This window comes from Streptomyces sp. NPDC003042, assembly GCF_053591315.1.
Genome location: NZ_JBSFTP010000042.1, coordinates 1 through 26,229, shown reverse-complemented (window position 1 = coordinate 26,229; position 26,229 = coordinate 1). Strand labels below are relative to the sequence as shown.

General features: G+C 72.2%; 20 protein-coding genes, 1 tRNA gene, 2 pseudogenes and 1 riboswitch. Of the genes and pseudogenes, 6 read left to right on the top strand and 17 right to left on the bottom strand.

The genetic code is table 11. The annotated features are described in order from the left end of the window. Nucleotides 1–183 precede the first annotated feature (183 nt). The 3 genes from ACWDYJ_RS20940 to ACWDYJ_RS20930 all read right to left on the bottom strand — a co-directional run bounded on the left by ACWDYJ_RS20940 (nt 184) and on the right by ACWDYJ_RS20930 (nt 5,180). Nucleotides 184–1,146, bottom strand: a complete 963-nt coding sequence (locus tag ACWDYJ_RS20940) for a hypothetical protein (RefSeq protein WP_451567078.1) — start codon at nt 1,144–1,146, stop codon at nt 184–186. Then, a complete protein-coding gene (locus ACWDYJ_RS20935; protein ID WP_451567077.1) occupies nt 1,124–2,629 on the bottom strand; it encodes a hypothetical protein in 1,506 nt (501 codons plus the stop codon). The genes ACWDYJ_RS20940 and ACWDYJ_RS20935 overlap by 23 nt, the downstream gene beginning before the upstream one ends. 70 nt (nt 2,630–2,699) lie before the next feature. Next, nucleotides 2,700–5,180, bottom strand: coding sequence for a SpoIIE family protein phosphatase (locus ACWDYJ_RS20930; RefSeq protein WP_451567076.1), 2,481 nt, complete (start codon nt 5,178–5,180; stop codon nt 2,700–2,702). Nucleotides 5,181–5,258: 78 nt separating this feature from the next. Between ACWDYJ_RS20930 and ACWDYJ_RS20925 the strand changes: the two are divergent. Next, nucleotides 5,259–5,375, top strand: a pseudogene (locus ACWDYJ_RS20925) (integrase); the annotation flags it as partial. A gap of 65 nt (nt 5,376–5,440) precedes the next feature. Here ACWDYJ_RS20925 and ACWDYJ_RS20920 read toward each other — a convergent pair. Continuing rightward, a tRNA-Pro gene (locus tag ACWDYJ_RS20920) sits at nt 5,441–5,514 on the bottom strand. 160 nt (nt 5,515–5,674) lie between these two features. Between ACWDYJ_RS20920 and ACWDYJ_RS20915 the strand changes: the two are divergent. Together ACWDYJ_RS20915 and ACWDYJ_RS20910 are read left to right on the top strand one after the other, a co-directional pair. Beyond that, a pseudogene (locus ACWDYJ_RS20915) lies at nt 5,675–5,982 on the top strand (transketolase); the annotation flags it as partial. Between the two features lie 232 nt (nt 5,983–6,214). Then, entirely contained in the window at nt 6,215–6,472 is a 258-nt protein-coding gene (locus tag ACWDYJ_RS20910; protein ID WP_451567109.1) for a hypothetical protein, read from the top strand. Between the two features lie 33 nt (nt 6,473–6,505). Here the strand turns inward: ACWDYJ_RS20910 and ACWDYJ_RS20905 are convergent, their stop codons facing one another. From ACWDYJ_RS20905 to ACWDYJ_RS20880, 6 genes are all read right to left on the bottom strand, one after another. Continuing rightward, nucleotides 6,506–7,051 (bottom strand): GAF domain-containing protein, encoded by a 546-nt coding sequence (locus ACWDYJ_RS20905; protein ID WP_451567075.1) that lies wholly within the window; start codon nt 7,049–7,051, stop codon nt 6,506–6,508. A gap of 68 nt (nt 7,052–7,119) precedes the next feature. After that, the gene (locus tag ACWDYJ_RS20900) at nt 7,120–7,707 is read right to left on the bottom strand and encodes a GTP-binding protein (protein ID WP_451567074.1); all 588 of its coding nucleotides are present in this window, start codon (nt 7,705–7,707) and stop codon (nt 7,120–7,122) included. After that, complete coding sequence (locus tag ACWDYJ_RS20895) at nt 7,685–8,026, bottom strand: DUF742 domain-containing protein (protein WP_451567073.1); 342 nt, start codon at nt 8,024–8,026, stop codon at nt 7,685–7,687. Before ACWDYJ_RS20895 ends, ACWDYJ_RS20900 begins: the two co-directional genes overlap by 23 nt. 107 nt (nt 8,027–8,133) lie before the next feature. Next, on the bottom strand, nt 8,134–8,565 hold the full coding sequence (locus tag ACWDYJ_RS20890; RefSeq protein WP_451567104.1) for a roadblock/LC7 domain-containing protein: 432 nt from the start codon (nt 8,563–8,565) through the stop codon (nt 8,134–8,136). A gap of 89 nt (nt 8,566–8,654) precedes the next feature. Further along, nucleotides 8,655–10,268 (bottom strand): sensor histidine kinase, encoded by a 1,614-nt coding sequence (locus tag ACWDYJ_RS20885; protein ID WP_451567072.1) that lies wholly within the window; start codon nt 10,266–10,268, stop codon nt 8,655–8,657. A gap of 326 nt (nt 10,269–10,594) precedes the next feature. Further along, nucleotides 10,595–12,442, bottom strand: a complete 1,848-nt coding sequence (locus ACWDYJ_RS20880; protein WP_451567071.1) for a glycoside hydrolase family 15 protein — start codon at nt 12,440–12,442, stop codon at nt 10,595–10,597. A gap of 305 nt (nt 12,443–12,747) precedes the next feature. Between ACWDYJ_RS20880 and ACWDYJ_RS20875 the strand changes: the two genes are divergently transcribed. Further along, complete coding sequence (locus tag ACWDYJ_RS20875) at nt 12,748–13,875, top strand: site-2 protease family protein (protein ID WP_451567070.1); 1,128 nt, start codon at nt 12,748–12,750, stop codon at nt 13,873–13,875. 215 nt (nt 13,876–14,090) lie between these two features. After that, a complete protein-coding gene (locus ACWDYJ_RS20870; protein WP_451567069.1) occupies nt 14,091–16,082 on the top strand; it encodes a calcium-binding protein in 1,992 nt (663 codons plus the stop codon). 179 nt (nt 16,083–16,261) lie between these two features. Here the strand turns inward: ACWDYJ_RS20870 and ACWDYJ_RS20865 are convergent, their stop codons facing one another. The 3 genes from ACWDYJ_RS20865 to ACWDYJ_RS20855 all read right to left on the bottom strand — a co-directional run bounded on the left by ACWDYJ_RS20865 (nt 16,262) and on the right by ACWDYJ_RS20855 (nt 19,576). Beyond that, nucleotides 16,262–17,479, bottom strand: coding sequence for an MBL fold metallo-hydrolase (locus ACWDYJ_RS20865; protein ID WP_451567068.1), 1,218 nt, complete (start codon nt 17,477–17,479; stop codon nt 16,262–16,264). Between the two features lie 163 nt (nt 17,480–17,642). Beyond that, a complete protein-coding gene (locus ACWDYJ_RS20860; RefSeq protein WP_451567067.1) occupies nt 17,643–18,428 on the bottom strand; it encodes an SGNH/GDSL hydrolase family protein in 786 nt (261 codons plus the stop codon). A gap of 164 nt (nt 18,429–18,592) precedes the next feature. Beyond that, nucleotides 18,593–19,576 carry a LysM peptidoglycan-binding domain-containing M23 family metallopeptidase gene (locus ACWDYJ_RS20855; RefSeq protein ID WP_451567066.1) on the bottom strand — a complete coding sequence of 328 codons (984 nt, stop codon included), beginning with the start codon at nt 19,574–19,576 and terminating at the stop codon, nt 18,593–18,595. 2 nt (nt 19,577–19,578) lie between these two features. After that, nucleotides 19,579–19,747: riboswitch (cyclic di-AMP (ydaO/yuaA leader) on the bottom strand. A 317-nt stretch (nt 19,748–20,064) separates the two neighbouring features. On the opposite strand from ACWDYJ_RS20855, the gene ACWDYJ_RS20850 reads away from it, so the two are divergent. Continuing rightward, nucleotides 20,065–20,895 carry a tyrosine-protein phosphatase gene (locus ACWDYJ_RS20850; RefSeq protein WP_451567065.1) on the top strand — a complete coding sequence of 277 codons (831 nt, stop codon included), beginning with the start codon at nt 20,065–20,067 and terminating at the stop codon, nt 20,893–20,895. Nucleotides 20,896–20,985: 90 nt separating this feature from the next. Here ACWDYJ_RS20850 and ACWDYJ_RS20845 read toward each other — a convergent pair whose 3' ends face one another. The 4 genes from ACWDYJ_RS20845 to shc are packed head-to-tail and all read right to left on the bottom strand — an operon-like array spanning nt 20,986 to nt 26,115. After that, nucleotides 20,986–22,401, bottom strand: a complete 1,416-nt coding sequence (locus tag ACWDYJ_RS20845) for an aspartate aminotransferase family protein (protein WP_451567064.1) — start codon at nt 22,399–22,401, stop codon at nt 20,986–20,988. After that, complete coding sequence (gene hpnH / locus ACWDYJ_RS20840; RefSeq protein ID WP_451567063.1) at nt 22,398–23,429, bottom strand: adenosyl-hopene transferase HpnH; 1,032 nt, start codon at nt 23,427–23,429, stop codon at nt 22,398–22,400. Before hpnH ends, ACWDYJ_RS20845 begins: the two co-directional genes overlap by 4 nt. A 5-nt stretch (nt 23,430–23,434) precedes the next feature. Then, nucleotides 23,435–24,103, bottom strand: a complete 669-nt coding sequence (locus ACWDYJ_RS20835; RefSeq protein ID WP_451567062.1) for a phosphorylase family protein — start codon at nt 24,101–24,103, stop codon at nt 23,435–23,437. Continuing rightward, on the bottom strand, nt 24,103–26,115 hold the full coding sequence (gene shc, locus ACWDYJ_RS20830) for a squalene--hopene cyclase (protein ID WP_451567061.1): 2,013 nt from the start codon (nt 26,113–26,115) through the stop codon (nt 24,103–24,105). The genes ACWDYJ_RS20835 and shc overlap by 1 nt, the downstream gene beginning before the upstream one ends. Nucleotides 26,116–26,229 lie beyond the last annotated feature (114 nt).

Here is a 26,229-nt window from a genome sequence, read left to right as displayed (position 1 = left end):
CCGACCGACCAAGAGCAGCGGCATACCCCGCAACCGGTCGAACCAGCACGGCTGCCGGACGGCTCATGCCGAACTGAAACCCAATCTCTGACTCAGGTCACTGGGGCCCTTCCTCCGTCCCAAGACCCCGCGTCCGCCGACGCTGCTCAGGTCCCCAGGAGCGGACCAGTCGCTCGTACGTCATCAGGCGCTCCTCAGCCGTGTCAGGGAGTCGCGGGCCGTGGCCGCGACGAACGCCGGACACAGGGCGGTGTCGAGGGGCGGGGCCCACGGCTCGGGCCACTTCGCGTACGCCGCGCGGCCGCGGGCGCTCGCCAGGTGCATGCCCACCCACAGGGCCTCGGTGGTGTCGCTCGGAAGGTCCGGATGCGCGCCATGGGGGCAGGGCCCGTCGTCGAGGAGGCCGATCGCGCGCTCGAAGGCGTCCGCCAGCTCGTCGACGAGCTGGCGCGCGTCGGCGTCGTCCGCCTCGGCCTCGACGTACCACGCGACGGCGGTGGCCACGAAGACCCGGCCGGCCAGCTCGTCGTCCGCCGCCTCCCGCAGCGCGGAGGCCGCGAAGGAGAGGTCCCAGGCCACGTCGAAAGTCCTGGCGAGCGGATAGCCCTCCGTGATCGCGGTGAGCCCCTCCAGTTCGTACCGGTCCTCGAACGGCAGGAACGGCGGTACGTCGCCGGCCGAGCCGGGCCGCAGCGACTCCATCACCACGCGCGCGTGCCCGGCGACGTTGCGCGGGCACAGCCATGCGTCGCGCGGCCTGAGGTCCGTCCAGGGCCTCCCGTCGTCGGCGAGCTCCCGCAGGACGTCCGCCATGTTGCCGAGCTCCCCCTCCAAGTCGGCCCCGAAGGGGTGGCCCTGGTGCGTGCAGGGCGCGTCCCGCAGCGCCCTGTCGACGGCCCGCGCCGCGTCGAACGCCGCCCCGACGTCACCGTCCTCCGGTTTCCTCGTAGCCAGGTACGGAAGCGCGAGGACCAGACCCAGCGTCCAGCTGTACGCGAGCGGCCCGCGCGGATCGGCGGCCAGTTCACTGGCGCACTCGACGACGAGCCGCTCGTACGTCTGCGGTTCGTGGTCGACGTACTCCCTCATCTCGTCCCAGGCGTCGACCAGTTCGTCCGCCCGCTCAGCGGAAGATCGATCCGTCATCGTCGTCCTCCTCGTCCATCTCCTCGTACCGCTCGTCCATCGCGACGACCGGGTCCCGCGCCCAGTCGGCGAGCAGGCTCGCACAGGCCCATACGCCGACGGGGTACGCGCCGTCCGGCGCACCGAACTCCGCCGGGGCGTAGAGGTGATCGAGGTGCGCCTTGAACACCTCACGCCGGTGCCCGGACTCCCGCAGATCCGCGTCCGGATGACCGTCGCCGTGGGGGCAGTCATGGTCGAGCGGCTCGGGGTCGACACCCCGCAGCAAGGCGCGCACCTCGCGCCCCACGCCGTACGGCAGGTCGAAGACCGAGGCGGCCCACAGGGCGAGGTGAAGCAGAACGAGCCGCTCGTGCGGGTCGGTGGCCTCCGCGTGCCGGCGTGCCGCCCACAGGCCGGCGTTCTGGCCCACGACACCGGAGTCGTCGAGGTCGTCGGCGTCGACGAACGTCCGCGTCAGCGCACCGATGTCGAGGTGCCCGTCGGGCCGTACGAACGCGGCGTCCAGGCCGCTGGTGTCGCGTACGCCGAACAATTCCTCGTGCGCGGCGCGCAGTTCACCCAGCGACTCCTCGGCGAGGCGGCGCAGATAGTCCGGGCACACCCATACGTCGGCCGGTTCGTCCAGCCATCCGGCGAGCTCGGCCCGCCCGCCGGGGCTGCGCACATGGAAGCCGATCTCGGCCACCGACTCGTAGTACAGATCGTCCTCGTCGGGGTGCTCGCCGGCCGCGTGCGCACAGCCGCCCGCATCGCCGAGCAGCCCGAGCGCCCGCTCCAGGCCCTCGATCATCGCGTCGAAGACCGGACGCAGGGTGATCCGGTGGACGGCGTACGGAACCGTCACATGCTGCGTGAGGACGTACCCCGCGAGCGCGCCCCGGGTGGGACGGTCGGACAGGTAGCCCGTGTTGGACTCGATCTCGGGAGCGGGCTCGATGACGGGGTAGTCGTTGAGGATCTCCTTCAGGTCCCGCACCGACTGCGCATGCTCCTGCGGCACCACCTCGGGTATTCCGGATGCCGAGAACGGCGCGATCACATCGGCCGTGACGCGTGCGATGCCCGCGACATTGCTCGGGCACAGCTCGCCCTCCCGCCGGGGGTGTTCGGGGTGCTCCCCGATCAGGTAGCCGGCGGCGGCCCCCACCGATCCCCAGGAGTCCTCGGAGAGGTGCTCCAGCTCCTCCTCGTACGGATGCGCCTCGTGTCCGCAGTCCGTCGCGTCCAGCGCCGACGCGGCGGCCACGAGCGCGGCGACAGCGGCGCGCGCCGTCTCGGGCCGCGGCCGCCAGGCGAGATAGCGGACCATCTCCGCAAGCCCCGCCACCCACACATGCGCCGACTCACCGCCGGGATCGGCGGCAAGTCGGCGCACACAGTGGAGCGCGAGCGGCTCGGCCTCGGCCGGATCGGTGCGGGCACCGGCCCGGGACCACTGTGCGTACAACTCGGCGGTCGGGGCATCAGGTATGACGATCATGCCCGGTACGACGTATGGCGAGGCTCCTGAGGTTCCTGGGGCCCGTGACCAGGACGCCTCACCCTGTGCGTCAGTCGCTCGCACGGCGCCAGGGGATCTCGGCCCACACTTGCTTGCCGCCGCTGAGCGGCACCGAGCCCCAAGCCACCGTCGTCGCCTCGACGATGAGCAGCCCGCGACCGCCGGTCGACTCCCAGCTCACCGACACCGGTTTGACGGGGCTGCGCGGCGACGCGTCGTTCACGGCGATCCGCAGCCGGTCCGTCGACAGCGTCAGATCCATCCCCACCTTGCCCTGGGTGTGCGCGATGGCGTTGGTGACCAGCTCGGACACGACCAGCAGAGCCGCGTCGAGTTCCTCCACCACTCCCCAGGACCGCATGGTGCGCGCGGTGAAGCGGCGCGCGTGCATGACCGCGTTGGGCACCCGCCATACCGTCCAGTGGCTCCGCATCGGCCGGCCCCGTGTGCCGTCGTAGCGCAGCAACAGCACCGCCACATCGTCGTCGCGACGGCCCACACCGACGACCAACTCGTCGGCGACCCTCCCGGCATCGACCGGGTTGGCCGCGGCGAGCACATCGCACACCCGCCGCATGCCCTCCTCCAGAGGCAGCCTGGCGGACTCGACCAGGCCGTCCGTCAACAGAACGAGCAGGGTTCCGGGGACCAGCCCCACCTCGGTCATGGGGAACTCGGCTTCCGCGATCACTCCCAGAGGGGGCCCTCCCTCGACCTCCATCTCCTCGGTGACGCCGTCGGGATGGCGCAGTATCGGCGGCAGATGGCCGGCCCGTACGACCCTGGCGATGCCCTCCTCCATGTCCAAGTCCACATACCCACAGGTGGCGAAGAGATCGGTCTCCATTCCGACGAGCAGACGGTTGGCCCGCGCGACCACCACGTCGGGCGGGTGGCCCTCCACCGCGTAGGCCCTGACCGCCGTACGCATCTGGCCCATGATGGTGGCGGCTCCCGCGCTGTGCCCCTGTACATCCCCGATGACGAACGCCACATGACCGTCACTGAGCGGAATGACGTCGTACCAGTCGCCACCGACCTCGAGTCCCGCCGTCGCGGGCAGGTAGCGGGCGACAGCGACCCCGCCCGGCAGCTCCGGGAGCTTACGGGGCAGCAGACTGCGCTGGAGCATGGTGGCGAGTTCGTGGCCCGCGTCCAGTGCGTGGGCGCGCACCAGCGCCTGTCCCACCAACCCCGCGGTCGCGGTCAGCAGCGACCGCTCCTCCGGTCCGAACCGGTGCTCCGCGTCCCACCCCACCAGGCACACCCCGACCATCCGGCCTTCGGCGGGCAGCGGCAGCACCGCGAGACCACCGGGCCCGACGCCCAGTAGACCGCGTTCGAGAGCCGCGCCCGGCGGCCACAGACTCATATGCCCCCCACGCAGCGCGCTCTGCAGGGTGGGCAGGTCGCTGAGCGACGCGTCGGGCCACTCGGACCGCCATTCCGAGCGCCAGGCCTCGGGCCAGGCATCGGGCTCCGGAGGGTCGAGGGCGGTGACTACGAGCCGCTCGGCCTCCAGTTCGCCGACCGCGACCCGGGAGGCGCCGAGCGGCTCGCGCAGGGCGGCGACCACCAGCCGGCTGACCTCTCGGATGGTCACCGCTCCCGCCAGCGTGGCCGACAGCCGCTGCACGAGGGAGACCTCGTCGGCGCTGGGGCGCAGATAGGTGGCATCGGCCACCACACCCAGGACGCGCTGCGGCGTGCCATCGGCGTCCACCTCCACACGGCAACGCAGTCCCAGCCAGCGCAGCTCGCCGTTCGGGCGGCGGATACGGAACGCCAGCTGCTGTCCGGCGGCCAGCCGGTCCGGCTCCACGATCGCCATCAGTGCGGGCATGTCGTCGGGGACGGCGCAGGCGAGCAGGGTCTCCACCTGCCCGTCGAACCGCTCGGGAGGCAGACCGAGCAGTTCCAGCACATGCGCGTGGGCCTCCATGCGGCCGGTGCTCAGTTCCAGGATGAACGCGCCGCCTTGGTCAGGCACCAGGGACTGGCCCAGATGTGCCTGCGGGGCTCTGCGTCCGGCGAAGCGAGCGGCGACCGATTCGAGTCCGGCGGTCACCTGATCGGCGTAGAGCTCCAGAAGGCTGCGGTCGTCGGCGCTGAAGCCGTCCCCAACCTCGCCGGCGACGATCAGGCACCCGAGCCCCTGGTCGCCGTGTCCCAGCGGCAGCGCGCCCAGCGAGATCCTGGCCGGCGAGTGGGGGTCACCGTCCCGGACCCGGGTGGGGAAGTGGTGGGGGTCATCCTCGATGAACGTGGCGAGTTCCTTGGGGGTCAGCCACAGCGGGCGGCCGGAGCGGAAGGCATTGGCGGCGGGCGAATGGCTGGCCACGGCGAGGATCGCGGGCAGTCCGTAGAGGACGCCGCGGTTTCCGGTCAGCTCGGCGAGATGGAGTTCCTGGCCCTGGTCGGCGAGCACATAGACAGCGGCGAGCTCAGCCCCGCAGAACGCAAAGCGATGTCTGGTCACTGTCCGTATCACCTTCTCCCGACGACATCCCGCCGACCGCCATCTCTCCATGCTGTCGCGCCCGGCACCGTTCGGGCGAGTCGGAACGCAAGCCGACGGGCGGTGTCGCCTCACGCCGCGTGAGCCATCACGGCGGTCCTACGCGAAGCGACCCACTGGGACGAGGTGGTCACCACGCTCCGGTACGAGCACCGGCGGCGCCACGACCTCCGGCACACGGGGCTGACCTGGTTCGCCGACGCCGGTCCCAAAACGATCAAAGGGCCGTTTTGGATTGCTCCAAAACGGCCCTGATCTGCGACTCTTTCGAGTCGGGACGACAGGATTTGAACCTGCGACCCCTTGACCCCCAGTCAAGTGCGCTACCAAGCTGCGCCACGTCCCGATGCCCGCTGACCTGGGGTTTCCCTCCGGGTTGAACTGGCACGAGAACAATACCGCACTTCCCGGGGTCGTCGCGCGCACCTTTCCCGTACCCGCCCCGTCGGACGTACGGGCCGGTCGGGGCTTGACCTCAAGTCCGCTTGAGGGCGCATGGTTGCTGCATGACACAGGCAACCGCGGACACGGGGTTCCGCTATGAGCATCTGGGCCGTCTCCTCTCGCTCATGACCGGAGCCGAGAAGCACGGGCCCGCCGCCACCTCCACACTCGACGTGCTGTGGGTGCTCTACGACCGGGTGCTGCGCGTCGGGCCCGAGAGCGCCGAGGACGACGGGCGGGACCGGTTCCTGCTGTCCAAGGGGCACGGGCCGATGGCCTACTACGCCGTTCTCGCCGCCAAGGGGTTCTTCCCCGTCGACTGGCTCAGCGGCTTGGGTCCTACGACTCGCCCCTCGGACACCACCCGGACGACGGCTGGACCGTCCACGTGCCCGGGCACCCGGACGAGGCCGAGGCACTGCTGCGCCACGCCTACGCCGCCGGGGACGACAAGGCGTACGTCCGGCTCACCCAGCAGTCGAACGACACGCCGCGCCCCCTCGGCGACCTGCGCTCCCAGACGGTACGAGAGGGACGCGCGGGCGTGGTGATCGCGGTCGGCCCGCTGCTCGGCAACGTCCTCGCCGCGACCGAGGGCCTCGATGTCACCCTTCGACGACGCGGCCCCGCGCGCCGCCGCCGGGCGGGCCACGCCGGACGTCGTCCTGGTCGAGCCGTACCTGGCCGGTACCTCCTCGGCGGCGGCCGGCGCCGTGCTCGCCGAGGTCCGGCACCGGATCCTGCCGCTCGGGGTCGGGCGCGCCGAGCCGCGCCGCTACGGCTCGACGGACGAGCACACCGCCACCCACGGACTGGACGCAGGCTCCGTGCGGCGGCGGATCACCGCGTTCCTGCGCTGACCGCCGCCCGACCGGACGAGCCGGCGGCGGCCGTCAGCCGCGCCGGTCCTCCCGGGCGTGCAGCTGCTCCACCAGCTCTGCCGCCAGTGCCTTGACCGTCGCCAGGCCCGCGGTCCCCCACCGCCTCGGCACCACGTCCACCGCGCACACGGTCCCCAGTACGACGCCCCGCCGGTCCGTCAGCGGGGCGCCCAGGTAGGACCGCACCCCGCTCTCGTCGACCACCGCGTTGCCCGCGAAGCGCGCGAAGTCCCGTACGTCCTCCAGCACCAGCGCCCGCCGCCGGACCACCACGTGCGGGCAGTACCCGTGGTCGCGGGCCAGTACCCGCGCCGGATAGCCGCTCGCCGCCGCGTCCGGGCGGTGGTGGAGTCCGGCGAAGAACTGCCGTTCCTCACCGACGAAGTTCACGCCCGTGTAGGGCGCGTCGAGGGTGTGGGCGACCCGCCGCGCGAAGGCGTCGAGGTCCGCGTCGACCCGCTCCCCCAGGCCCATTTCGCGCAACCGGACGGCGCGCGCCGGTGCCTCACGGTCCACCGGGGTGAGCAACAGGTGACCGGTCGATTCGTAGTACGTCATGGCGGTTCCCCCGACTCCGGATGCTTCTTGCGTCTCTTCTGCTTCGTGTCTTCTGCTTCTTGACTGCTCTACTTCTTGGACGGCGCCGTGGACAGCAGGTGGTGGACGAGTGCGGCCAGCACTGCGGTGCCGGAACCCGTCAGGCGCGCGTCGCACCGTACGACCGGCACGTCCGGCCCGAGCCCCACTGCCTCGCGGACCTCCTCGGCCGTGTAGCGGTGGGCGCCGTCGAACTCGTTGACGGCGACGATGAAGCCGATCCGCCGCCGCTCGAAGAAGTCCACGGCCGGGAAGCAGTCATCGAGCCGGCGGGTGTCGGCGAGCACCACCGCCCCCAGCGCTCCCGCGCACAGTTCCTCCCACAGGAACCAGAAGCGCTGTTGGCCGGGCGTGCCGAAGAGGTACAGCACGTGCCCGTGGTCCAAGGTGATCCGGCCGAAGTCCAGCGCGACCGTCGTCGACGTCTTCGTCCCGACCCCGTCCAGCGCGTCGGCGCTCTCGCTCAGTCCGCTCAGCAACTCCTCCGTGCACAGCGGTTCGATCTCGCTCACCGCGCCCACGAAGGTGGTCTTGCCCGCCCCGAACCCGCCCGCGACCAGGATCTTCAGGGTCGCGGGAAGGGCGCGGACGTCATCACAGTCGTCGGCGTAGGCCATCGAGCACCGCCCGCAGCAGACACTGGTCGTCGGCGGCGAGCGTGCCGCTCCCGCCCGGGAACCGCGGCGCCTGCGCCACCACGGCCCCGCACTCCATCAGGTCGGACAGCAGCACCTTCACCACCACCGCCGGCAGCCGCAGCTGCCCGGCCACCTCGGCGACGGTCACCGCCGCCGCACCCGCGCACATCCGCAGCGCGAGCGTGTGCTCGGGCCCGAGCGGTGCTCGCGGCCGGACCCCGGTCGCGGTCACCAGGGACAGCAGGTCGAGCGCCACGGCGGGCCGGGTCCGCCCGCCGCTCGCCGTGTACGGGCGCATCACCTTGCCCGCCGAATCGTCCAGCCAGGGTGTGTCCCGCGCCGTCCCCGGTCCATACGCCCCCGGCCCGTACGGTCCTGGTCCGTACGCCCCCCTCGCGCGGCCCCTCATCGCTCCGGGTCGGCGACGGGCCGGCGCGGCGCGGCCGCCAGGTACGGCCGTACGCTCTTGACCAGCATGGCCATCTCGTAGCCGACCACGCCGGCGTCGGCCTCCCGGTCCGCCAGCACCGCCAGGCAGGTGCCGGATCCGGCCGCGGAGACGAAGACGAGCGCCGTGTCGAGTTCGACCACCACCTGCCGGACCTCCGCGCCGTCCCCGAACCGGGATCCGGCGCTGCGTCCCAGCGAGTACAGTCCGGAGGCCAGCGCCGCCATGTGGTCGGCACTGTCGGCGTCCAGGCCGTGCACGCAGGTGACGAGCCCGTCCGCGGTGAGCAGCACCGCGCTGCGCGTGTACGGCACCCGTTGGACCAGTCCGCTGAGCAGCCAGTCGAGGTCCGAGAGGCTGCCTGTCTTCGTCGCCGCTTCGCCGCCCATGGGGGTGAGCTCCTTGCCGAGGTGAGGGGTGGGGGTGGAGGTGGAGGGGGGAGTCGGGGTCGGGGTGGGGTGGGGGATCGGCTCCCGGTTCATGCCTGCCGCTCCGACTGGGCGAGGCCGAAGCCGCGTTGGAAGGCCGCCATCAGGCCCGGGTCGTGCACGGGTTGGTCGGCCTCCGGCGACCGTCGCGGGGCGGGGGTTTCCCGTAGCTGGTGCGCGAGGTGCTGCTGGGCGCGGCGCCGGGGCAGGGGCGGCCGGTCCGGGTCCTCCCGGGCGGCGGGCACGGACACCGGCACGTGCGGTGGGGCGGGCACCGCTGCGGCCACCGGATACGGCTCGGGACAGGGCTCGGGACAGGGCTCGGGATACGGCTCGGGATCGGGCCTCGGCCTCGCCCGCGGCGGCACGTTCAGTCGTACGGGCTCCAGCGGCGGGACTGCGCTCCCCTCGCCGGTCCCCCAGGAGGTGGCCCGCGAACCACCCAGCAGGTCGGCGGCGTTCGGTGCCTCCGCGCCCAGCAGCCCCTGGGGCAGCACGAGCACCGCCAGCACGCCGCCGTAGATGTTGGACTTCAGTTCCACGGCGATCCCGTGCCGGCGGGCCAGCGCCGCGACGACGAACAGGCCGATCCGCCCGTCGGCCAGCAGATGCCGGACGCTGACCTGGTCGGGGTGGCAGAGCAGGGCGTTCATCCGGTGCTGCTCCTCCACCGGCATGCCCAGCCCCCGGTCCTCCACCTCGACCGCGATCCCGGCGGTGACCCGCTCCGCCCGCAGCACCACATCGGTGTCGGGGGCGGAGAACAGGGTGGCGTTCTCGACGAGTTCGGCCAGCAGGTGCACGACGTCGGCGACGGCGTGGCCGCGGACCGTGCCGCCCGCCGGGGGCACCACCTTGACCCGTGTGTACTGCTCGACCTCCGCGACCGCGGAGCGCAGCACCTCGCTCAGGTCGATCGGCCGGGTCCACTGGCGCCGGGAGGTGGCGCCGCCGAGCACGGCGAGGTTCTCGGCGTGCCGGCGGATCCGGGTGGCGAGGTGGTCGACGTGGAAGAGCTCCTTCAGTAGGTCCGGGTCCTCGACCGTGTCTTCCAGGTCGTCGAGCAGCGAGATCTCGCGGTGCACCAGCGACTGAAGCCGGCGCGCGAGGTTGACGAAGACCTCGACCTTGCGGTCGCTGTCGCTCGGAGTGGCCGGAGCGGCCAGCCGTACGAGGGTCGCGTGCGCCAGTTCGCGGGCGCCGCGCAGCTCCTGCGCGAGCAGCCAGAACTCGTCGACCCCGGCCGGATCGGTGGCGGGCGGTGGCCCGCTCGGGCCGCCGCGCACCGGACGGGCCGGGGCCTCGCCGCGCTCCAGCCGGTCGGCGGCCGTACGCAGCTCCTGGCGGCCGCGCACGCTGGAGCGGCGCAGGGCCTCGCAGCGGTCCCGGACCGCCTTGGCCGCGCGCTGGGCCCCGAGCAGGGCGGCGGCGAGCGCGCCGAGGACGAGCAGGGCGCAGCCGGTGAGCACGGGCCACAGCCGGGCGTCCCGGTCGCCGGCGCCGCCGCCGAGCTGGAGGGTGAAGATCACCGCGGCGGCGCCGCTGAGCCCGGCGGCGAGGGTGGGCAGTACGGCGGCACGGACCAGTTGGGGACGTATCTGCCGCCCGGGACCGGTGACGGCGTGTCTCGACGGGGAGTGGCGGGCGGCGCGGAGTCCGGACATCGGCGTCCTCGGTACGTGGGTCCCGGCCCCCGCAGTTCCCGGGGCCCGGTGTTGATCACCGGATACCCACGCTAGACCGCACGCTCCCACCGGGGACGCCCAGTTGGCGAACTTCGCCCGGTCGCGTCCCGCTCCCGACGGAGCGCTCGTACGGCGGTCCGAATCCGCCGGGGGGCGCACGCCCGCCCGACCGATGGCGTCGGCGGCAGGCGAGTGGACAAACCGCTCACGACGTCCCGCGCACACGGTCAGCGTCCGCCGTCGCCGTCCCGGCATGCTCTTCGGAATCGACGCGGTGGCCGTACGCACACCCTGACGGCAGGTCCTTACTGGAACCAGGCGTGGGTGGAGAGCTCGGGGCGTACGCCGCGCTGAGCGCGGGAGAGGACGACGGCGCTGGAGACGAGTCCGACGTGGCTGAGTGCTTGGGGAAAGTTGCCGAGGAACGAGAAGTCGCCGGGGTCGATCTGCTCGGCGAACAACCCGAGCGGGCTGGCGTAGGAGCACAGCTTCTCGAACAGTTCGGAGGCTTCCTCGACGCGTCCTTGGCCCGCGAGGTTGTCCACGAGCCAGAAGCTGCACAGCAGGAACGCCCCTTCCGGTACGTGGAGTCCGTCGGGTGAGTCCTGCGGCAGGTAGCGGTACAGCAGGCCGTTTCCCGCGCCGAGCCGCTGGCTGATCGCCCGCGTGGTGGCGACCATGCGCGGGTGATCGGCGGGAAGGACGCGCCTCAGCGGCAGGGCGAGGAGCGAGGCGTCCAGTCCCCCTCCTCGGCCGAGGTGCTCGGTGAGGGAGTCCATGCGTTCGTCCCACGCGTCGCGGATGATCCGGGCGGTGAGGTAACTGGCTTCCGTTGCCCATGTGGTCGGGTCACCCGGGAGATCCAGGCGGGTGGCGAGTCGTGCGGCGCGGTCGAGCGCCACCTGGCACATCGCCGCGGAATACGTGAACGGGCGTCCGGGGGTGCGGACCTCCCAGATTCCATGGTCCGGAGTCTTCCAAGCGGTGCGCGCCCGTTCGGTCAGGTCGGCGAGGCGCTGCCACAGGCCGGCACTCAAGGTTCTGCCCGTGGCCGCCCATTGGAAGGCGCAGTCGAGGATCTCCCCGTAGACGTCGTGCTGGACCTGCTCGGAGGCGGCGTTGCCCCAGCGCACGGGCGAGGAGCCGCGGTAGCCCTCCAGTTCGTCATCGATCACTTCCACCGGCGGTGGCCGACCGTCCACGTCGTACAGGACGCGCGGCCGTCCTTCCCGCTGGGCGGCGTTCAACGCCCAGTGGAGGAATCCTCCCGCTTCGTCGGGCAGGCCGATCCGGCGAAGGGCGAAGACCGTGTACGCGGCATCGCGTATCCAGGCGTAGCGGTAGTCCCAGTTCCGGTCGCCCCCGATGCATTCGGGGAGCGATGAGGTGGGAGCCGCGACGATGGCGCCGTTCTCGACGTGATCCAACAGCTTGAGGGTGATGGCCGAGCGGCGCACCAGATCCGCGCGCGGCGTGTCGTCGACCAGTTGTGCCGTCCAGCGCCGCCACGCTCCTTCGGTGTCGACGATCCAGCGATCGATCGAGGGGCTCGCCCCGCGAACCGGTCGCTCGCTCCAGCGCAGTGCCACCCAGAGGTCCTCGCCCTCGTGCAGCGTCACGGTGCACCGCTGGTCGGGGCCGGGCAACGGGCGGGAGGCGTTCAGGTACAGCGTCAGGGACTGCCGGGGACAACGCAGCTGCCATTCCCCGTCCCACCGCTCGCATCGGGCGCCGCCGTGCGGACGTACCGCCACTGTCAGGTCGACGCTGCCGCGCGTGACCCTGGCGTGCCGGATCAGTTCTCCCCTGCCGGCCGGGGCGTCTTCCTCCAGGCGCGCGCCGGGCTCGAGGAGGAATGCGTCGGTGACCTCGACGACTCCTGTGCCCGCGAGCAGATCTGTCACCAGGACGCCGGTCTCGTGCACGTAGCGCTGGCGGCTCCGCAGCAGCCCTTCCGGCGCCAGGAGGAAGGAACCGCCGCGCTGCCGGTCGAGCAGTGAGCAGAACAGGGGTGGGGCGTCGAAGCGGGGGACGCACATGAAGCTGATCGCGCCGTCGCGGCCCACCAGGGCGCAACCGCGGCCGTCGCCGATCAGGCCGTGGTCCTCGATGGGCAGATAGCCCTCCCCGGACACGGACGACCAATCGCTCATACCTTTCCTGTACCCACGGGACCCACGGGACCCACCGGACCCACCGGACCCACGGGACCCACCGGACCCACCGACCCACCGGGCGACGCCGTCGCGTGGGGCGGCAGGTGATCGTCCGGCCGTGGCCACGCGCACTCGGCAGGCGTCCGCGCGGCTCATCCGGGCAGACCACGAGTAGGACGTCCCGCTGGAGCCCGGAGCGAAACGGGGGTGAGGGCCGGGCGACCGCCGCCGGCCCCGTCGAGCGACACTGTCAGTGGGCACACACACCGCAGGACCGCCTGTGCACCCCCTGGGAGACGGTGATGAACGGCTCCGTACGCATCGGACAACTCCTCGGGGTACCGCTGCGCATCCACTGGACCGTGCCCCTCCTCGTGGTGTTCTTCGCCTACAGCCTGGGGAGCCGGACCCTCCCCGCCTGGATTCCGGATCAGTCACCTGCCACCTACACGGTCGCCGGCCTCGCCGGGGGCCTGCTGCTTCTCGCGAGCCTCCTGGCCCATGAGGCGGCCCACGCGGTCACGGCCCGGAGGAAGGGCATCAAGGTGGAGAACATCACGCTCTGGGCATTGGGCGGGATGACGCAGATGGGCCGGCCGCAAGCGGCCGGCGCGGCCCTCCTCGTCGCCGCGAGCGGACCGCTCACCAGCCTGCTCGTCGGTGCGGCGGCGCTCGGGGCCGGCATCGGGCTGCACGCGCTGTCCGGCTGGGCGGTCCCTGCCGCTGTCCTCGTGTGGCTGGGGTGGATCAACTTCATGCTGGGCGTGTTCAACCTGCTCCCCGCCGCGCCCCTCGACGGCGGCCGGGTGGTGCAGGCCGTGATGTGGTGGCGCACCGGCGACCGGTACCGGGCCGAACGGGCAGCCGCGCGCAGCGGACAGGTTCTCGGGTTCGTGCTGATCGCCGTCGGGTGGATCTACGTCCTGAGCGGTGCGCTGAGCGGCCTGTGGCTGATGGTCATCGGCTTCTTCATCGTGATCGTCGCCAACGCCGAACGGCGGCACGCCGGCCTGGCCGAAGCCCTGAGCGGCGTACGAGCGGCCGATGCCATGTCCAGCCCTGTGGAGACCTGTCCCGACTGGGTGACGGTGGAACGCTGCGTCGAGGACGTGGCGATGCGGGCGCGCCACTCGGCCCTGCCCCTGCTCGACTTCGAAGGGCGCCCCAGCGGCATGGTTCACCTGCCGCAACTCGCCCGGACACCGGTGCCTCAGCGGCCGACGCTGCGCGTGCGCGACGTGGCGACCCCGCTCTCGCAGTGCACCACGTCCACGCCGGGCGACCTGCTGAAAGACGTACTGGAAACGCTTCGCCCGGGCAGCGACATGCGCGTCCTCGTCATCGACGGCCAGCACCTGGTCGGCATCATCACCGCCCGCGACATCTCCCGGCTCCTCCAGCGCCACGCGCTCCGCGGCACGGAGCCGTAGCGGGTGGGACGCGCTCGTGCGGGAGGAGAACTTTCCGGAGCGTCCGTGGTCGACGACGTGCCGGTGACGTCACGGAGCTGACGCGGGCTCACCCGGACGGGTGGAACCGGGCGCGTGGTCGGACGAGCCCCGCCAGGCCGCACCGGGCCGGCGGGGCGATGGCCGGAAGCTGTGGGCTGTCACCCAGCGCAGAGGCAGCGGCAGAGGGGTTCCCCGTGTCAAAAGTCAGGACCGGCGTGCGTACGGCATGGGCGGCGGCGGCGAGTCTGGCGGTGGTCGCCGCCCTGCCCGGCGTGGCGCGGGCCGCTCCCGGAGACCTCGACCCCACCTTCGGGACGGGCGGAAAGGTCGTCACCGACATCGCCAACGCCGAGGACAGCCAAGGCCTGGTGATCCAGGCCGACGGGAAGGTCCTCACCGTGGGCACCGTCTGGGAGTTCGAGGGCCCGGGCGACTTCACGCTGGTCCGCCACCTTCCGAACGGCGCCCCGGACCCCGACTTCGGCCGCGGGGACGGCGTGGCCGTCGCCGACATGAACGGCGGGTCCAACGACGAGGCGTACGGGGCCGCCGTACAGGCGGACGGCAAGATCGTGGTCGCCGGGCACAGTGACCTGCCGGACGGCAGCCGCCGCCTGCTCACGGTGGCCCGCTTCCACCCGGACGGCACCCTGGACACCGGCTTCGGCGACAACGGCAAGGTGTTCCCCGACTTCGGCCCCTCGGTCAGCTCGTCCGCACAGGAGGTCGTGGTCCAGGGCGACGGGCGGATCGTCGTCGCGGGCAGCGTCGGCGGCGACTTCGCGGTGGCCCGCCTCGACCCGGCCGGCACCCTGGACACCGGATTCGGCGGCGGCGACGGCTGGGTCACCACCGCCTTCCCGGCCGGCTTCTCCACGGCGTTCGACGTGGCCGTGCGGCCCGACGGCAAGATCGTCGCCGCCGGGCAGGCCGGCACCGTCACACCGACCTCCGCCCCCGACTTCGCCCTGGCCCGGTACAACCCCGACGGCAGCCCCGACCCCGGCTTCGGCAGCGGCGGCCAGGTCACCACCGCCTTCGCCGGGGAGGACATCGCGCGCGGGCTCGCGCTCCAGCCGGACGGGAAGACCGTGGCCGGCGGGTACAGCGACCTCAACTTCGCGCTGGCCCGCTACAACGAGGACGGCAGCCTCGACGCCGGCTTCGGCAGCGGCGGCAGGGTCACCTCCGCCTTCGGAACCGCCCGCGCGTCCGACGTGGCCCTCCAGGCGGACGGGAAGATCCTCGCGGTCGGCAGCCACCAGAGCGATCTCGCGCTCGCCCGCTACCACACGGACGGCAGCCTGGACACCGGCTTCGGCACCGGCGGCCTGGTGCACACCGACTTCGGCCTGGGCGCGTGGGACGAGGGACGCGCGGTCGCGGTACAGCCGGACGGCAAGATCGTCGCGTCCGGGATGGGCTACGGTGACAACTTCGTCGTCGCCCGCTACCAGTCCGCCGGGCCCCCCGCGCCGGCCGACGTCGACCTGTCGGTCACCAAGACCGGGCCGGCCTCGGTCAGCATCGGCGACCAGGCCACGTACCGGGTGACGGTACGCAACACCAGCACCGCCGCGTCCGCCACGGCCGTGACCCTCGCCGACACCCTCACCGGCCCCGGCACGGTGATCTCGGCCACGACCGGCCCGGGGGGCAGCTGCACGACCACCGCCACCTCGGCGAACTGCGCCCTCGGCACCCTGGCCCCCGGCGCCTCCGCCACCGTGACCGTCGTCGCCGAACCCCGCGCCACCGGGACCCTCACCGACACCGCCACCGCGGACGCGGCCGAGCCCGACCCGGCGCCCGGCAACGACCGCGCGACGGCGAGCACCGCCGTGAACAACGCCCGCGGCTGCACGATCACCGGCACCAGCGGCCCCGACACCCTGAACGGCGGCTACGGCAACGACGTGATCTGCGGCCTCGGCGGCAACGACACCATCCGCCCGGGCTACGGCAGCGACACGGTCCACGCCGGCTCGGGCGACGACTACGTCGACGGCGGCCACCACAACGACACCCTCATCGGCGGCCCCGGCCGCGACACCCTGCTCGGCAACTACGGCAACGACACGCTCAACACCGTCGACGGCGTCGCCGGCAACGACAGGGCGGACGGCGGCTACGGCACGGACTCGTGCGCGACCGACGCGGGTGACACCCGTATCAGCTGCCCCTGAGCGCACTGGTCTCCCGACGGCGGCGGCCACTGAGTCGTGGACCGCCGCCAGGTCGACCACCGCCCGGCCGCCTCAGGGGCGCCGGGCGGCGCGCACGCCCGGACCACCGGTTCGTCGACGCCCGCCGCTCGGCCCTCTACCGGCCCGTGCGGCGCGGGCCTGGGCGGCCCCTCACCTCGTCAGGTGGTCCTGGTCGGCTTCGGTCCCGGTCCGCCCGCCAGGTCGAGATCGCCCTGGGAAGGCTCGCCCGAGGACACGTCCACGATCTCCGGCCGACGCCACGGGCGGGCGATCGGTCGGGACACCGGGCGCCACCACCGCTCCGAGGGGAGCTTGCCGGCCGGCTCGAAGGGCTGGCCGGGAACCGGGAGCGCGACCTTCTGCCCGGCCTCCTCGGCCGCGTCGGCCGTCCACTCCCCGGGCTCCGCCCACGCGTGGAAGGCCAGGTTGAAGGTGCCCCAGTGGATCGGCAGCATCGTGCCGCCCGGGGTGCCGCCCTGGAGGTCGAGGTGGGCGCGCATGCCCTCCTGCGGCGTCATGTGGATGTCCGGCCAGTACTCCGCGTACGCACCGATCTGGATCATGGTGGCGTCGAACGGCCCGTGCGCGGCGCCGATCTCCTGGAAACCGGGGAAGTAGCCCGTGTCCCCGCTGTGGAAGATCCGGTGCTCGTCCCCCGCCACCACCCAGGACGCCCACAGCGTGAACTGCTGGTTGCGCAGACCGCGTCCGCAGAAGTGCCGCGCCGGGGTGGCCGTCAGCGACAGGCCGGCCACCTTGGTGGTCTCGTTCCAGTCCAGCTCGCGCAGCCGGTCCGGCGGCACGCCCCAGCGCTCCAGGTGCGCGCCGACGCCGAGCGGGACGGCGAAGACCGTGCCCGTACCGGCCAGGGCCTTGATCGTGGGGAGGTCGAGGTGGTCGTAGTGGTCGTGCGAGATCACCACGACGTCCACCTCGCCCAGCGAGGCGAGCGGCACCGGTACGGGGTGCAGCCGCTTGGGACCGGCGAAGGGGAAGGGTGAGCACCGCTCGCCCCACACCGGGTCGAAGAGCACCCGGCGTCCGTCGATCTCCGCGAGCACGCTGGAGTGCCCCATCCACGTCAGGCGCAGCCCGCTGACCGGCGGCTTCGCCAGTTCGGCGAGGGTCGTCGGGTAGACCGGGACCGGCGCGCCGGGGCTGCGCCGGGCCCGCTGCTCCTTGTGGAGGTAGATCTTGGCGAACTCGGCCATCGATCCGGAAGGCCTGGTCCGGGCGCCCACCGGGTTCTGGAAGACGCCGTCGGCGAAGTTCGGCGAGCGCAGGATCCGCTCGAGCCGTTCGCCGGAGGGATCCGCGCCGAAGGCTTCGGACCGCAGGGCGCGCAGCCGGGGACGCGGGGGCAGGGAGCCGGTCAAGGCGCCTCCTGGGAAAGGTGCAGGTTGGGGCGGGACGGTCGTACGTCCACGATCATCCCAACGCGCACCGGCCACCAAGGATTCCGCCGGACGGTTTTCCGCCCGCGCCGTGCCCGGCCACGAGCCGGCCCGGCGCGGGCGGACAACACGCCCGGGGGGTGTCCTACAGCGGCAGCAGGTCCGGGCGCTTCGCCTCGACGTGGTCGCCGGAGGACTCCCCGCGCAGCCGCCGCCCGATCCAGGGCACGAGGTGCTCGCGGGCCCACTGGATGTTGTCCCGCGTCACGTCCACCGATCCGCGCGGCCTCATGGGCGGCCACGGCTGGTCGGGATCGGTCGGCACCTGGAATCCGAGCACCTGCGCGGCGCGCAGCGCGACGCGGGTGTGTCCCTCGGGCGAGAGGTGCAGCCGGTCGCCGTCCCAGGCGCGCCGGTCCTGTACGGACTTCAGCGACCAGAGGTCGAGGACCGGGCAGTCGTACCGGTCGGCGATGGCGCGCACGTGTGCGCTGTACGTCGCCACCTTGCCCCGCAGGTGTTTGAGGACCGGCACGCCCCGGGTGTCGAAGCCGGTGGTGATCATGACCTGGCGGACGGTCCCGGTGAGGTCGGCCACGGCCGCCTCGAAGCGCTCCGCCACGTCGTCGGGGTCGCTGCCGGGCCGGATGATGTCGTTGCCGCCCGCGCAGAAGGTCACCAGGTCCGGCGCGAGTGCCTTGGCTCTGGGGACCTGCTCGGCCACGATCTGGTCGAGGAGCTTGCCCCGCACCGCGAGGTTCGCGTACCGGAAGTCGTGCTCGTCACGCTGATCCGCCAGGAGTACGGCGAGCCGGTCCGCCCAGCCGAGATACGAATCCCCGGGTCCCGGGTCCCCCACGCCTTCGGTGAAGCTGTCCCCGATCGCCGCGTACGAGCCGATGGTCTTGAGTGTCGTCGTCGTCGCTGCCACGGGAAGCCATCCTTCACCCCCGTCGCCAACCTACGCCAACGTAATGAGGGGTTGACGGACCGTGATCTATACCACCCGGGGGATAAGGAATAAGTACACAGAAGGCCGGGACCCCTCTCGGGGCCCCGGCCTCGTGCGTGTCAGTGCTCCGACGGCGGCTGCCGTCAGATGCTCACGCCCTTGGTGCGGAGGTAGGCCACCGGGTCGATGTCCGAGCCGTAGGACGGGCCGGTGCGGATCTCGAAGTGGAGGTGCGGGCCGGTCGAGTTGCCGGTGGAACCGGAGAGCCCGAGGCTCTGGCCGCCGGTGACGCTCTGGCCCACCGAGACGGCGAGGGAGGACAGGTGGGCGTACTGGGAGTACTTGCCGTCGGCGTGCTTGACGATGACCTCGTTGCCGTACGAGCCGCCCCAGCCGGCGGAGACGACGGTGCCCGCGCCTACGGCCTTGACGGTGGTTCCGCTGCTCGCCATGAAGTCGACGCCGGTGTGGTAACCGGAGGACCACATGCTGCCGCCCATCCGGTACGGGGTGGAGATCCCACCGCTGACCGGGGACACGAATCCGGAGCCGGAGGTCTTGGCCGGGGCCGTACCCGCGCCGGACGCCGCCTCGCCGGACGCCGAAGAGCCGGTCGAGGACCACTCGGGAGCCGAGGCCTTGCCCGCGGACGAGGGGGTCGCCGGAGCCTGCCGCTTCTTCGGCTCCTTCGCCTTCTTCGGCTCCTTCGGCTTCTCGGAGGGAGCCGGCTCCGCTGCCGCCTGGCTCTGTCCGCCCAGCGTCAGCTTCAGACCCGGGTGGATGAGGGAGGGGTTGCTGCCGACCGCCTCACGGTTGTCGGCGTACAGCTGCTCCCAGCCGCCGGAGAGCTGACGCTCGGCGGCGATCTTCGAGAGGTAGTCGCCCGGCGCGACCGTGTAGACGGTCGGCGCGGCGGCGAGGGCCGCGGCGGGGGCGGCCTGAGGCGCCTGGGGAAGCTGCGCGGCCTGCACCGGGGCGGCGGCCGGGACCACCGCGGGGGCGGCGGCGTGGGCGCCCGCGGCGCCCATCAGGGGCAGCGCCAGGGCGGCGCCACCGGTACCGGCGACAGCGAGACCTCGGGAGATGGAGCGGGACTTCGGACGGCGGTGCTTACCCTTTGAAGGCATGGCGAATTCCTCTCCGTCGCCTGCGAGGTGAGCTGTCGGGTTCGGACTGGAGATGTCCGGCCTTACACGTACGGGACGTGTACGGCTTCACCCCGAGCCGTTCCGGAAAGAGATCCGGAACGGCGGCTTACCTGGTTCCCCCGCTCCTGCCGCGCGCGTCGATAGTCGGGTGCGGTTCCCGGGCGGCGGCAGGATTCGGCGGTCCACCCGGATTGGTCGCGAAGGTAATCGAGTGGACCCGCACCCAACAAGCCACGAATTCCCTGACGCAATCACAGATATGAGGCGGCGACGGAATTCCCGTCACCCTGCGTCCATTCCACGCCCCCAACAACCGTCCCGGCATGGGAATTCGGCTTTCGCGATCAGGCACGCACGGTCACCGTATGATCTGGCTCACGGAGCCCGGCCCGATCTCGCCTCCGTCTATGGCAAGTTGACCTCAACCGGAGTAATTCGGACACCCCGGACGAAGCGGAGGAGTACACGTGACCCAGCGAATACCCCAGCCCACACCCCAGCCCGACACCGCGCGGCCCGAACCCGCGCCGGAATTGACCGGAGTGCGCAATTTCCGTGACGTGGGCGGGCTGCCGACCACCGACGGACGAAGGGTCAGGTCGGGACGACTGTTCCGAAGCGGACATCTGGCGCATGCCACCGATACCGACGCAGAGTTCCTCGCGTCGCTCGGCCTCCACACCGTCTTCGACTTCCGCAACGGCGCCGACCACGCCCTGGAGGGCCCCGACGTGGAGCTGCCGGGGGTGCGCAACGTCAACATCCCTCTGACGGACCCCGCCGACGGCAGGGAGTTCTGGACGATGGTCCGCGACGGCGACCTCGACCAGCTCCGCGCCCTCCTGGGCGACGGTAGGGCGGCCGCCCGCATGGCGGGGTCGTACCGCGTCATCATCCGTACCCGTACCGCCGAGCACAGCCGGGTCGTGCACGCGCTCGCCGAGGACAGCGTGCCGGCGCTCATGCACTGCGCGGCGGGCAAGGACCGGGCCGGTCTGTCGATCGCCGTCACGCTGCTGGCCCTCGGCGTCGAGCGCGAGGCCGTCCTGGCGGACTACCTGGAGTCGAACGCCCCGCACAACCGCTACCGGGTGCGCCGCGGCAGCGACGCTCCCGAGGCGCGCTCCCCCGAGGTCATGGAGCTGCTGGCGCCGCTCTTCGACGCGCGGGCCGAGTACCTGGTCGCCGCGTACGAGACCATCGACGAGCAGTGGGGCGGGGTGGAGCGCTACCTGGCCGAGGGCCTCGGGCTCACGCCCGAGACCCTCGCCCGGCTCCGGGACCGGCTGCTCGACTGACGCCGGTGCGGCAGGCCGTCAGCCGGCCCGCCAGTCGACCGCCCAGCCGAGCGACCGCCCAGCCGACCGGCCGGCCAGTCGCTCGGTCGGTCAGCGATGACCGACGGCCTGCCGCACCAGCGTTCTCCCGAAGTCCCACATCAGCGAGCCGCCGCCGTGCGCCTCGTCCATGACCTCCCGGAAGGCTCCGACGAACCGGTCCACGTCCCGCTCGTCCACGATCAGCGGCGGGATGAGCTTGATGACCTCCAGGTGGTCGCCGGAGACCTGCGTGAGGATCCGGTGCGTGCGCAGCAGCGGCACCACGACCATCTGCGCGAACAGCCCCTTGCGGGCCGCCTGGAGCATGGCCCAGCGGCTGCGCAGCCCCAGGGACGACGGCCGGCCGAACTCGATGCCGATCATCAGCCCCCGGCCCCGCACCTCCTTCAGCAGTTCGTACTCGTCCACGAGCGCCGCCAGCCGCCCGCGCAGCAGGTCGCCCATGGCGCGGGCGTTGGCGACGACCTCCTCGTCCTCCATGACCGACAGCACGGCCAGCCCGGCCGCCATCGCCTGCGCGTTGGAGCCGAAGCTCGCGGAGTGCACGAGGACCCGGTCCATGGAGGAATAGACCTTCTTGAAGATCCAGTCCTTGCCCAGGGTCGCCCCGACCGGCACATAGCCGCCCGACAGGGCCTTCGCCACGCACACGAGGTCCGGTTCCACGCCCGGCTCGTGCTGGTACGCGTAGAAATCGCCGGTGCGCCCGAGGCCGGTCTGCACCTCGTCGGCGATCAGCAGCGCCTTGTGCCGGTGCAGCAGTTCCTGCGCGGCGAGCAGGAATCCGGGCGGGGCGGCCAGGACCCCCTTGCCCTGGATCGGCTCGACGACGAAGGCGGCCACGTCCCCGCGCTCCAGCTCCCGTTCCAGGGCGGCGAGGTCCCCGAGCGCGATCCTGGTGTCGGGCAGCAACGGGGCGAAGCCGTCGCGGAAGGAGCCCTCCCCGTTCACCGACAGGGAGCCGGTGGTCAGCCCGTGGAAGGCGTGGTCGCAGTAGAGGATCCTGGGCCGCCCGGTGGCGTACCGGGCGAACTTCAGGGCCGTCTCCACGGCCTCGGTGCCGCTGTTGCCGAAGAAGACCCGGTCCAGGTGCGGGCTGTACGAGAGGAGCTTCTCGGCCAGCAGCCCGGGCAGCGGCTGGCAGTCGAAGCGGGTGAGGTCGGCGAGCTGGGCGTCCAGCACGTCGTGGAGGGCGCGCCGGACCACCGGGTGGTGCCGGCCCAGGCCCATCACTCCGAACCCGGCCAGCATGTCGAGGTAGTCGTTGCCCTCGGCGTCCCAGAAGTGGGCTCCCTCGGCCCGCTCGTAGACCTTGTCGAAGCCGATGGTGCGCAGCATCCGGGGCAGCTGGTGGTTGAGGTGGCGGGTGTGCAGCTCGTAGCGCTCCCCGCCGCGCTCGGCGAGCAGCGCGGTCAGGTCGAAGCCCTTGCCCCGGCCCCCCGGCTCCGCTCCTGCCCCGGTCATGCCGACGTGCCGCGGTTGCCGCCGATCGTCTCGCGGGCCGCCCGCAGGGACTCCTTGAGCGAGCCCATGGTGGCGAGGACGGCGGTCGGCTCGTAGCCGCAGTGCGCCATGCAGTTCGCGCAGCGCGGGTCCTTGCCCCGGCCGTACTTGCTCCAGTCGGTGTCGTTGATCAGTTCCCGGTACGTGGGCACGTAGCCGTCGCTCATCAGATAGCAGGGGCGCTGCCAGCCGAAGAGGGAGTAATTCGGAATGGCCCAGGCCGTGCAGGGGAAATCGGCCTTTCCTTCCAGGAAGTCGAGGAAGAGCGGGGAGTGGTTGAGCCGCCAGCGGCGCCGGTTGCCGCCCGCGAAGGCCTTCTTGAAGAGCTCCCGGGTCTGTTCGACGCCGAGGAAGTGCTCCTGGTCAGGGGCCTTTTCGTAGGCGTAGGCGGGCGAGATCATCATTTCGTCGACCTGGAGGTCGTCATTGAGGTAGTTCAGCACCTCGATGATGGTCTGCGGGGTGTCGGTGTTGAAGAAGGTGGAGTTGGTGGTCACCCGGAAACCGCGCTTCTTCGCTTCCTTGATGGCGGCGACCGCCTCGTCGAAGACGCCCTCCTTCGCCACCGATTCGTCGTGCCGCTCGCGCAGTCCGTCGATGTGCACGGCGAAGGCGAAATAGGGGGACGGGGTGAACTTCTCGATCTTCTTGCGGAGCAGCATCGCGTTGGTGCAGAGGAAGACGTACTTCCTCTTCGCCACCAGCTGCCGCACGATCTCGTGGATCTGGGGGTGCATCAGGGGCTCGCCGCCCGCGATGGACACCATCGGCGCACCGGACTCCAGTACGGCGCCGACGGCCTGGGCCACCGGCATGCGCTGCTTGAGCACTCCGGCCGGGTGCTGGATCTTCCCGCAGCCTTCACAGGCGAGGTTGCAGGCGTAGAGCGGTTCCAGCTCGACGATCAACGGGAACTTCTCCCGCTTGCGGAGCTTCTGTTCGAGAAGATACGTCCCGACCCTGATGGTCTGGCGCAGCGGCATGGCCATCTGGCTCACCTCCTGGGGAGCAGCAAAGAACGGTGCCATTCATAAAACGCGGGCAGTACGGCACGCAGTACACGGAAGGCCGATATTCCACCGCGGACAGTGCCGATACGGACGAGCTCGTGCTCAGGAGCGTCCACGATCACCCGGACGGCCGCAACAGGGCGTCCGGCTCCCGCTGGAGAGGGGCCGTCGCGGGTGGCGCCCCACAGGGTGGCCGCGGACTCCATGTCCACCGCGACGGCGCCGGTGGCGCGCAGCTGTGCGCGTCCCTGGCCGCGCACGACGTGGTCGGATCCGGTCAGTACGCCGGTGTGCACGGTCCGGCCCGGGGCGGCGCGGGCCAGTGCCTCGGCGAGCAGGGCGGTGCCGGTGCACGTGACGGTCCCGTGCGGGTCCCGGGTCTCGTCGGCGACGACGAGGTCGCCGGGGTGCATGCCGGGGACCAGTCCGGCGCAGAATCCGGTCGCGAGGACGGCGGCCCGCGCCATCCCGGGCCGTTCCAGTGCCCGGGTGACGGCCCGTTCGGCCGCGCGGGGGCCCATGCCGGTGCGCAGCACGACGCCGGCCTCGCTCACGCCCCGCCCCGCGCTGCGCAGGGCCGCCTGCTCGATGCGCAGGGCGCAGGCGATCAGCAGCGGTGCCGGCGCCTCGGGAGGGTCGGCGCCGATGGCCATCAGACCTCCTCGGCGAGGACCGTGGCCGAGGCAGGAGCCGCCGTGCCGTGCCTGCCGTCGGGGCCGAAGGGTTCCCCGTAGAGGTAGCGGCCGAGCGCGGTGAGCGGGAAGACCTGCCGGTACAGGTGGTAGTTGATGGAGAAGTCCCAGGGGAAGCCGGTGCCCGTGAAGTACGGCTCGTCCCAGGTGCCGTCGGCGCACTGGGTGTCCACCAGGTAGGCGAGGCCCCGTTCGACGGCCTTGCCCTCGCGCTCCCCCGCCGACAGCAGGGCCATCAGCGCCCACGCGGTCTGCGAAGCGGTGGAGGCGCCCTTCCCCGCCCAGGAGCGGTCCTGGTAGGACCGCTGGTCCTCGCCCCATCCGCCGTCGTCGTTCTGTACGGATTCCAGCCAGCGCACGGCCCGCCGGATCGCGGGGTGGGACGGGGCCGTCCCGGCTGCGGTGAGGGCCGGGATCACCGAGCCCGTCCCGTACACATAGTTGGTGCCCCAGCGGCCGAACCAGCCGCCGTCGGGCTCCTGTTCGGCGAGCAGCCAGGCGAGGCCGCGCCGGGTGCGGGGGTCGGCGGCCTTTCCCTCGACCGCGAGCATCTCCACCACGTGGGCGGTGACGTCGGCCGAGGGCGGGTCGATGACCTCGCCGAAGTCGCAGAAGGGCAGCCGGTTCGGCAGGGTGCTGGTGTTGTCGGCGTCGAAGGCACCCCAGGCGCCGTTCTTCGACTGCATACCGAGGTTCCAAGCCACTCCGCGGGCGATGGCGGCCTCGACCCGCGCCGGCTCGGGGTGCCTGATCCGGCGCAGGGCCAGGACCACCTCGGCGGTGTCGTCGATGTCGGGGTAGTTGTCGTTGTGGAACTCGAACGCCCAGCCCCCGGGGGCCAGTTGCGGCCTGCGCACGGCCCAGTCGCCGGTGCGCCGGATCTCCTCCTCGAGCATCCAGTCGGCGGCCTTGACCAGCGCCGGGTGGTCGGGCGGCAGGCCCGCGTCGGCCAGGGCGATGGCGGCGAGGCAGGTGTCCCAGACCGGGGACTGGCAGGCTTCGATCATCCGCGCGCCGTCCTCGCGCCACACGGCGAACCGGTCGAGGGACTCCAGCCCGGCCCGCATCACCGGATGATTCAGGTCGTAGCCGAGCAGGTGCAGGGCGATGACGGAGTACACGGCGGGTGGCTGGATCCCTCCCCAGCAGCCGTCGTTCTCCTGGCGCTCGACGATCCAGCGTCCGGCGGTGGCCATCGCCGCCTTGCGCAGCTTGCGCGGGGCGATGCGCCGGTAGACGCGCAGGCCCTTGTCCATCCGCTGGAAGATCCCGTCCCAACTGACGGCCGGGGCCAGCGGCTTGACCGGGTTCGGGTTGCGCGCGTCGGTGTGCAGCTCGTCGAGCGCGAAGGGGGCCGGGCGGACCGGCCGCAGCGCGGAGACGACGGTCAGCGGGACGATGGTCTGGCGGGCCCAGCAGCCGAAGTCGTAGATGTTGAGCGGCACCCAGGGCGGCAGGAACACCAGCTCGGGCGGGAGTTCGGGCAGGTGGTCCCAGTTCCACCAGCCGAAGAGGGCCAGCCAGATCCGGGTGAAGACCCGGGCGGCGGCGATCCCCCCGTGCGCCCGGATCCACGCCGAGGCGCGGGCCATGTGCGGGGCGTCGGGCGGGTCACCGGCCAGGCGCAGGGCGACGTACGCCTCGACGGTGGCGGAGAGTTCGGGCGGTCCGCCGTGAAAGGTCGCCCAGGTGCCGTCGTCCCGCTGCTCGCCCCGGATGAACAGGGCGGCGGCCTGTGTGGTGGCCTCGTCCCGGATGCCGAGGAACTGCCGCAGCAGCAGGTCCTCGGCGTCCATGGTGACGTTGGTTTCGAGGTCACCCTTCCACCAGCCCTCGGGGTCCTGGCGGTCCAGGAGGTTGCGGGTGGCGCGGGCGGTGGCGTCCTGGACTCCCCGCAGGAGGTCCGGTGTACCGGCCGGCCGGCGTGCGGGCCCCGCGCCGGGAGCACCGCCGCTGTCGGTCGTCGCTGTCATGGCTTCCCCTTCGAACAGTGTCCTCTGCTGTGCTGGGGTGTGCCGTCGGCGGGGGGGGCGCCGGGGGGGGGGGGGCCGGGCCGCGCCGCGCCAGGGTAATGGGCCCATATGTGT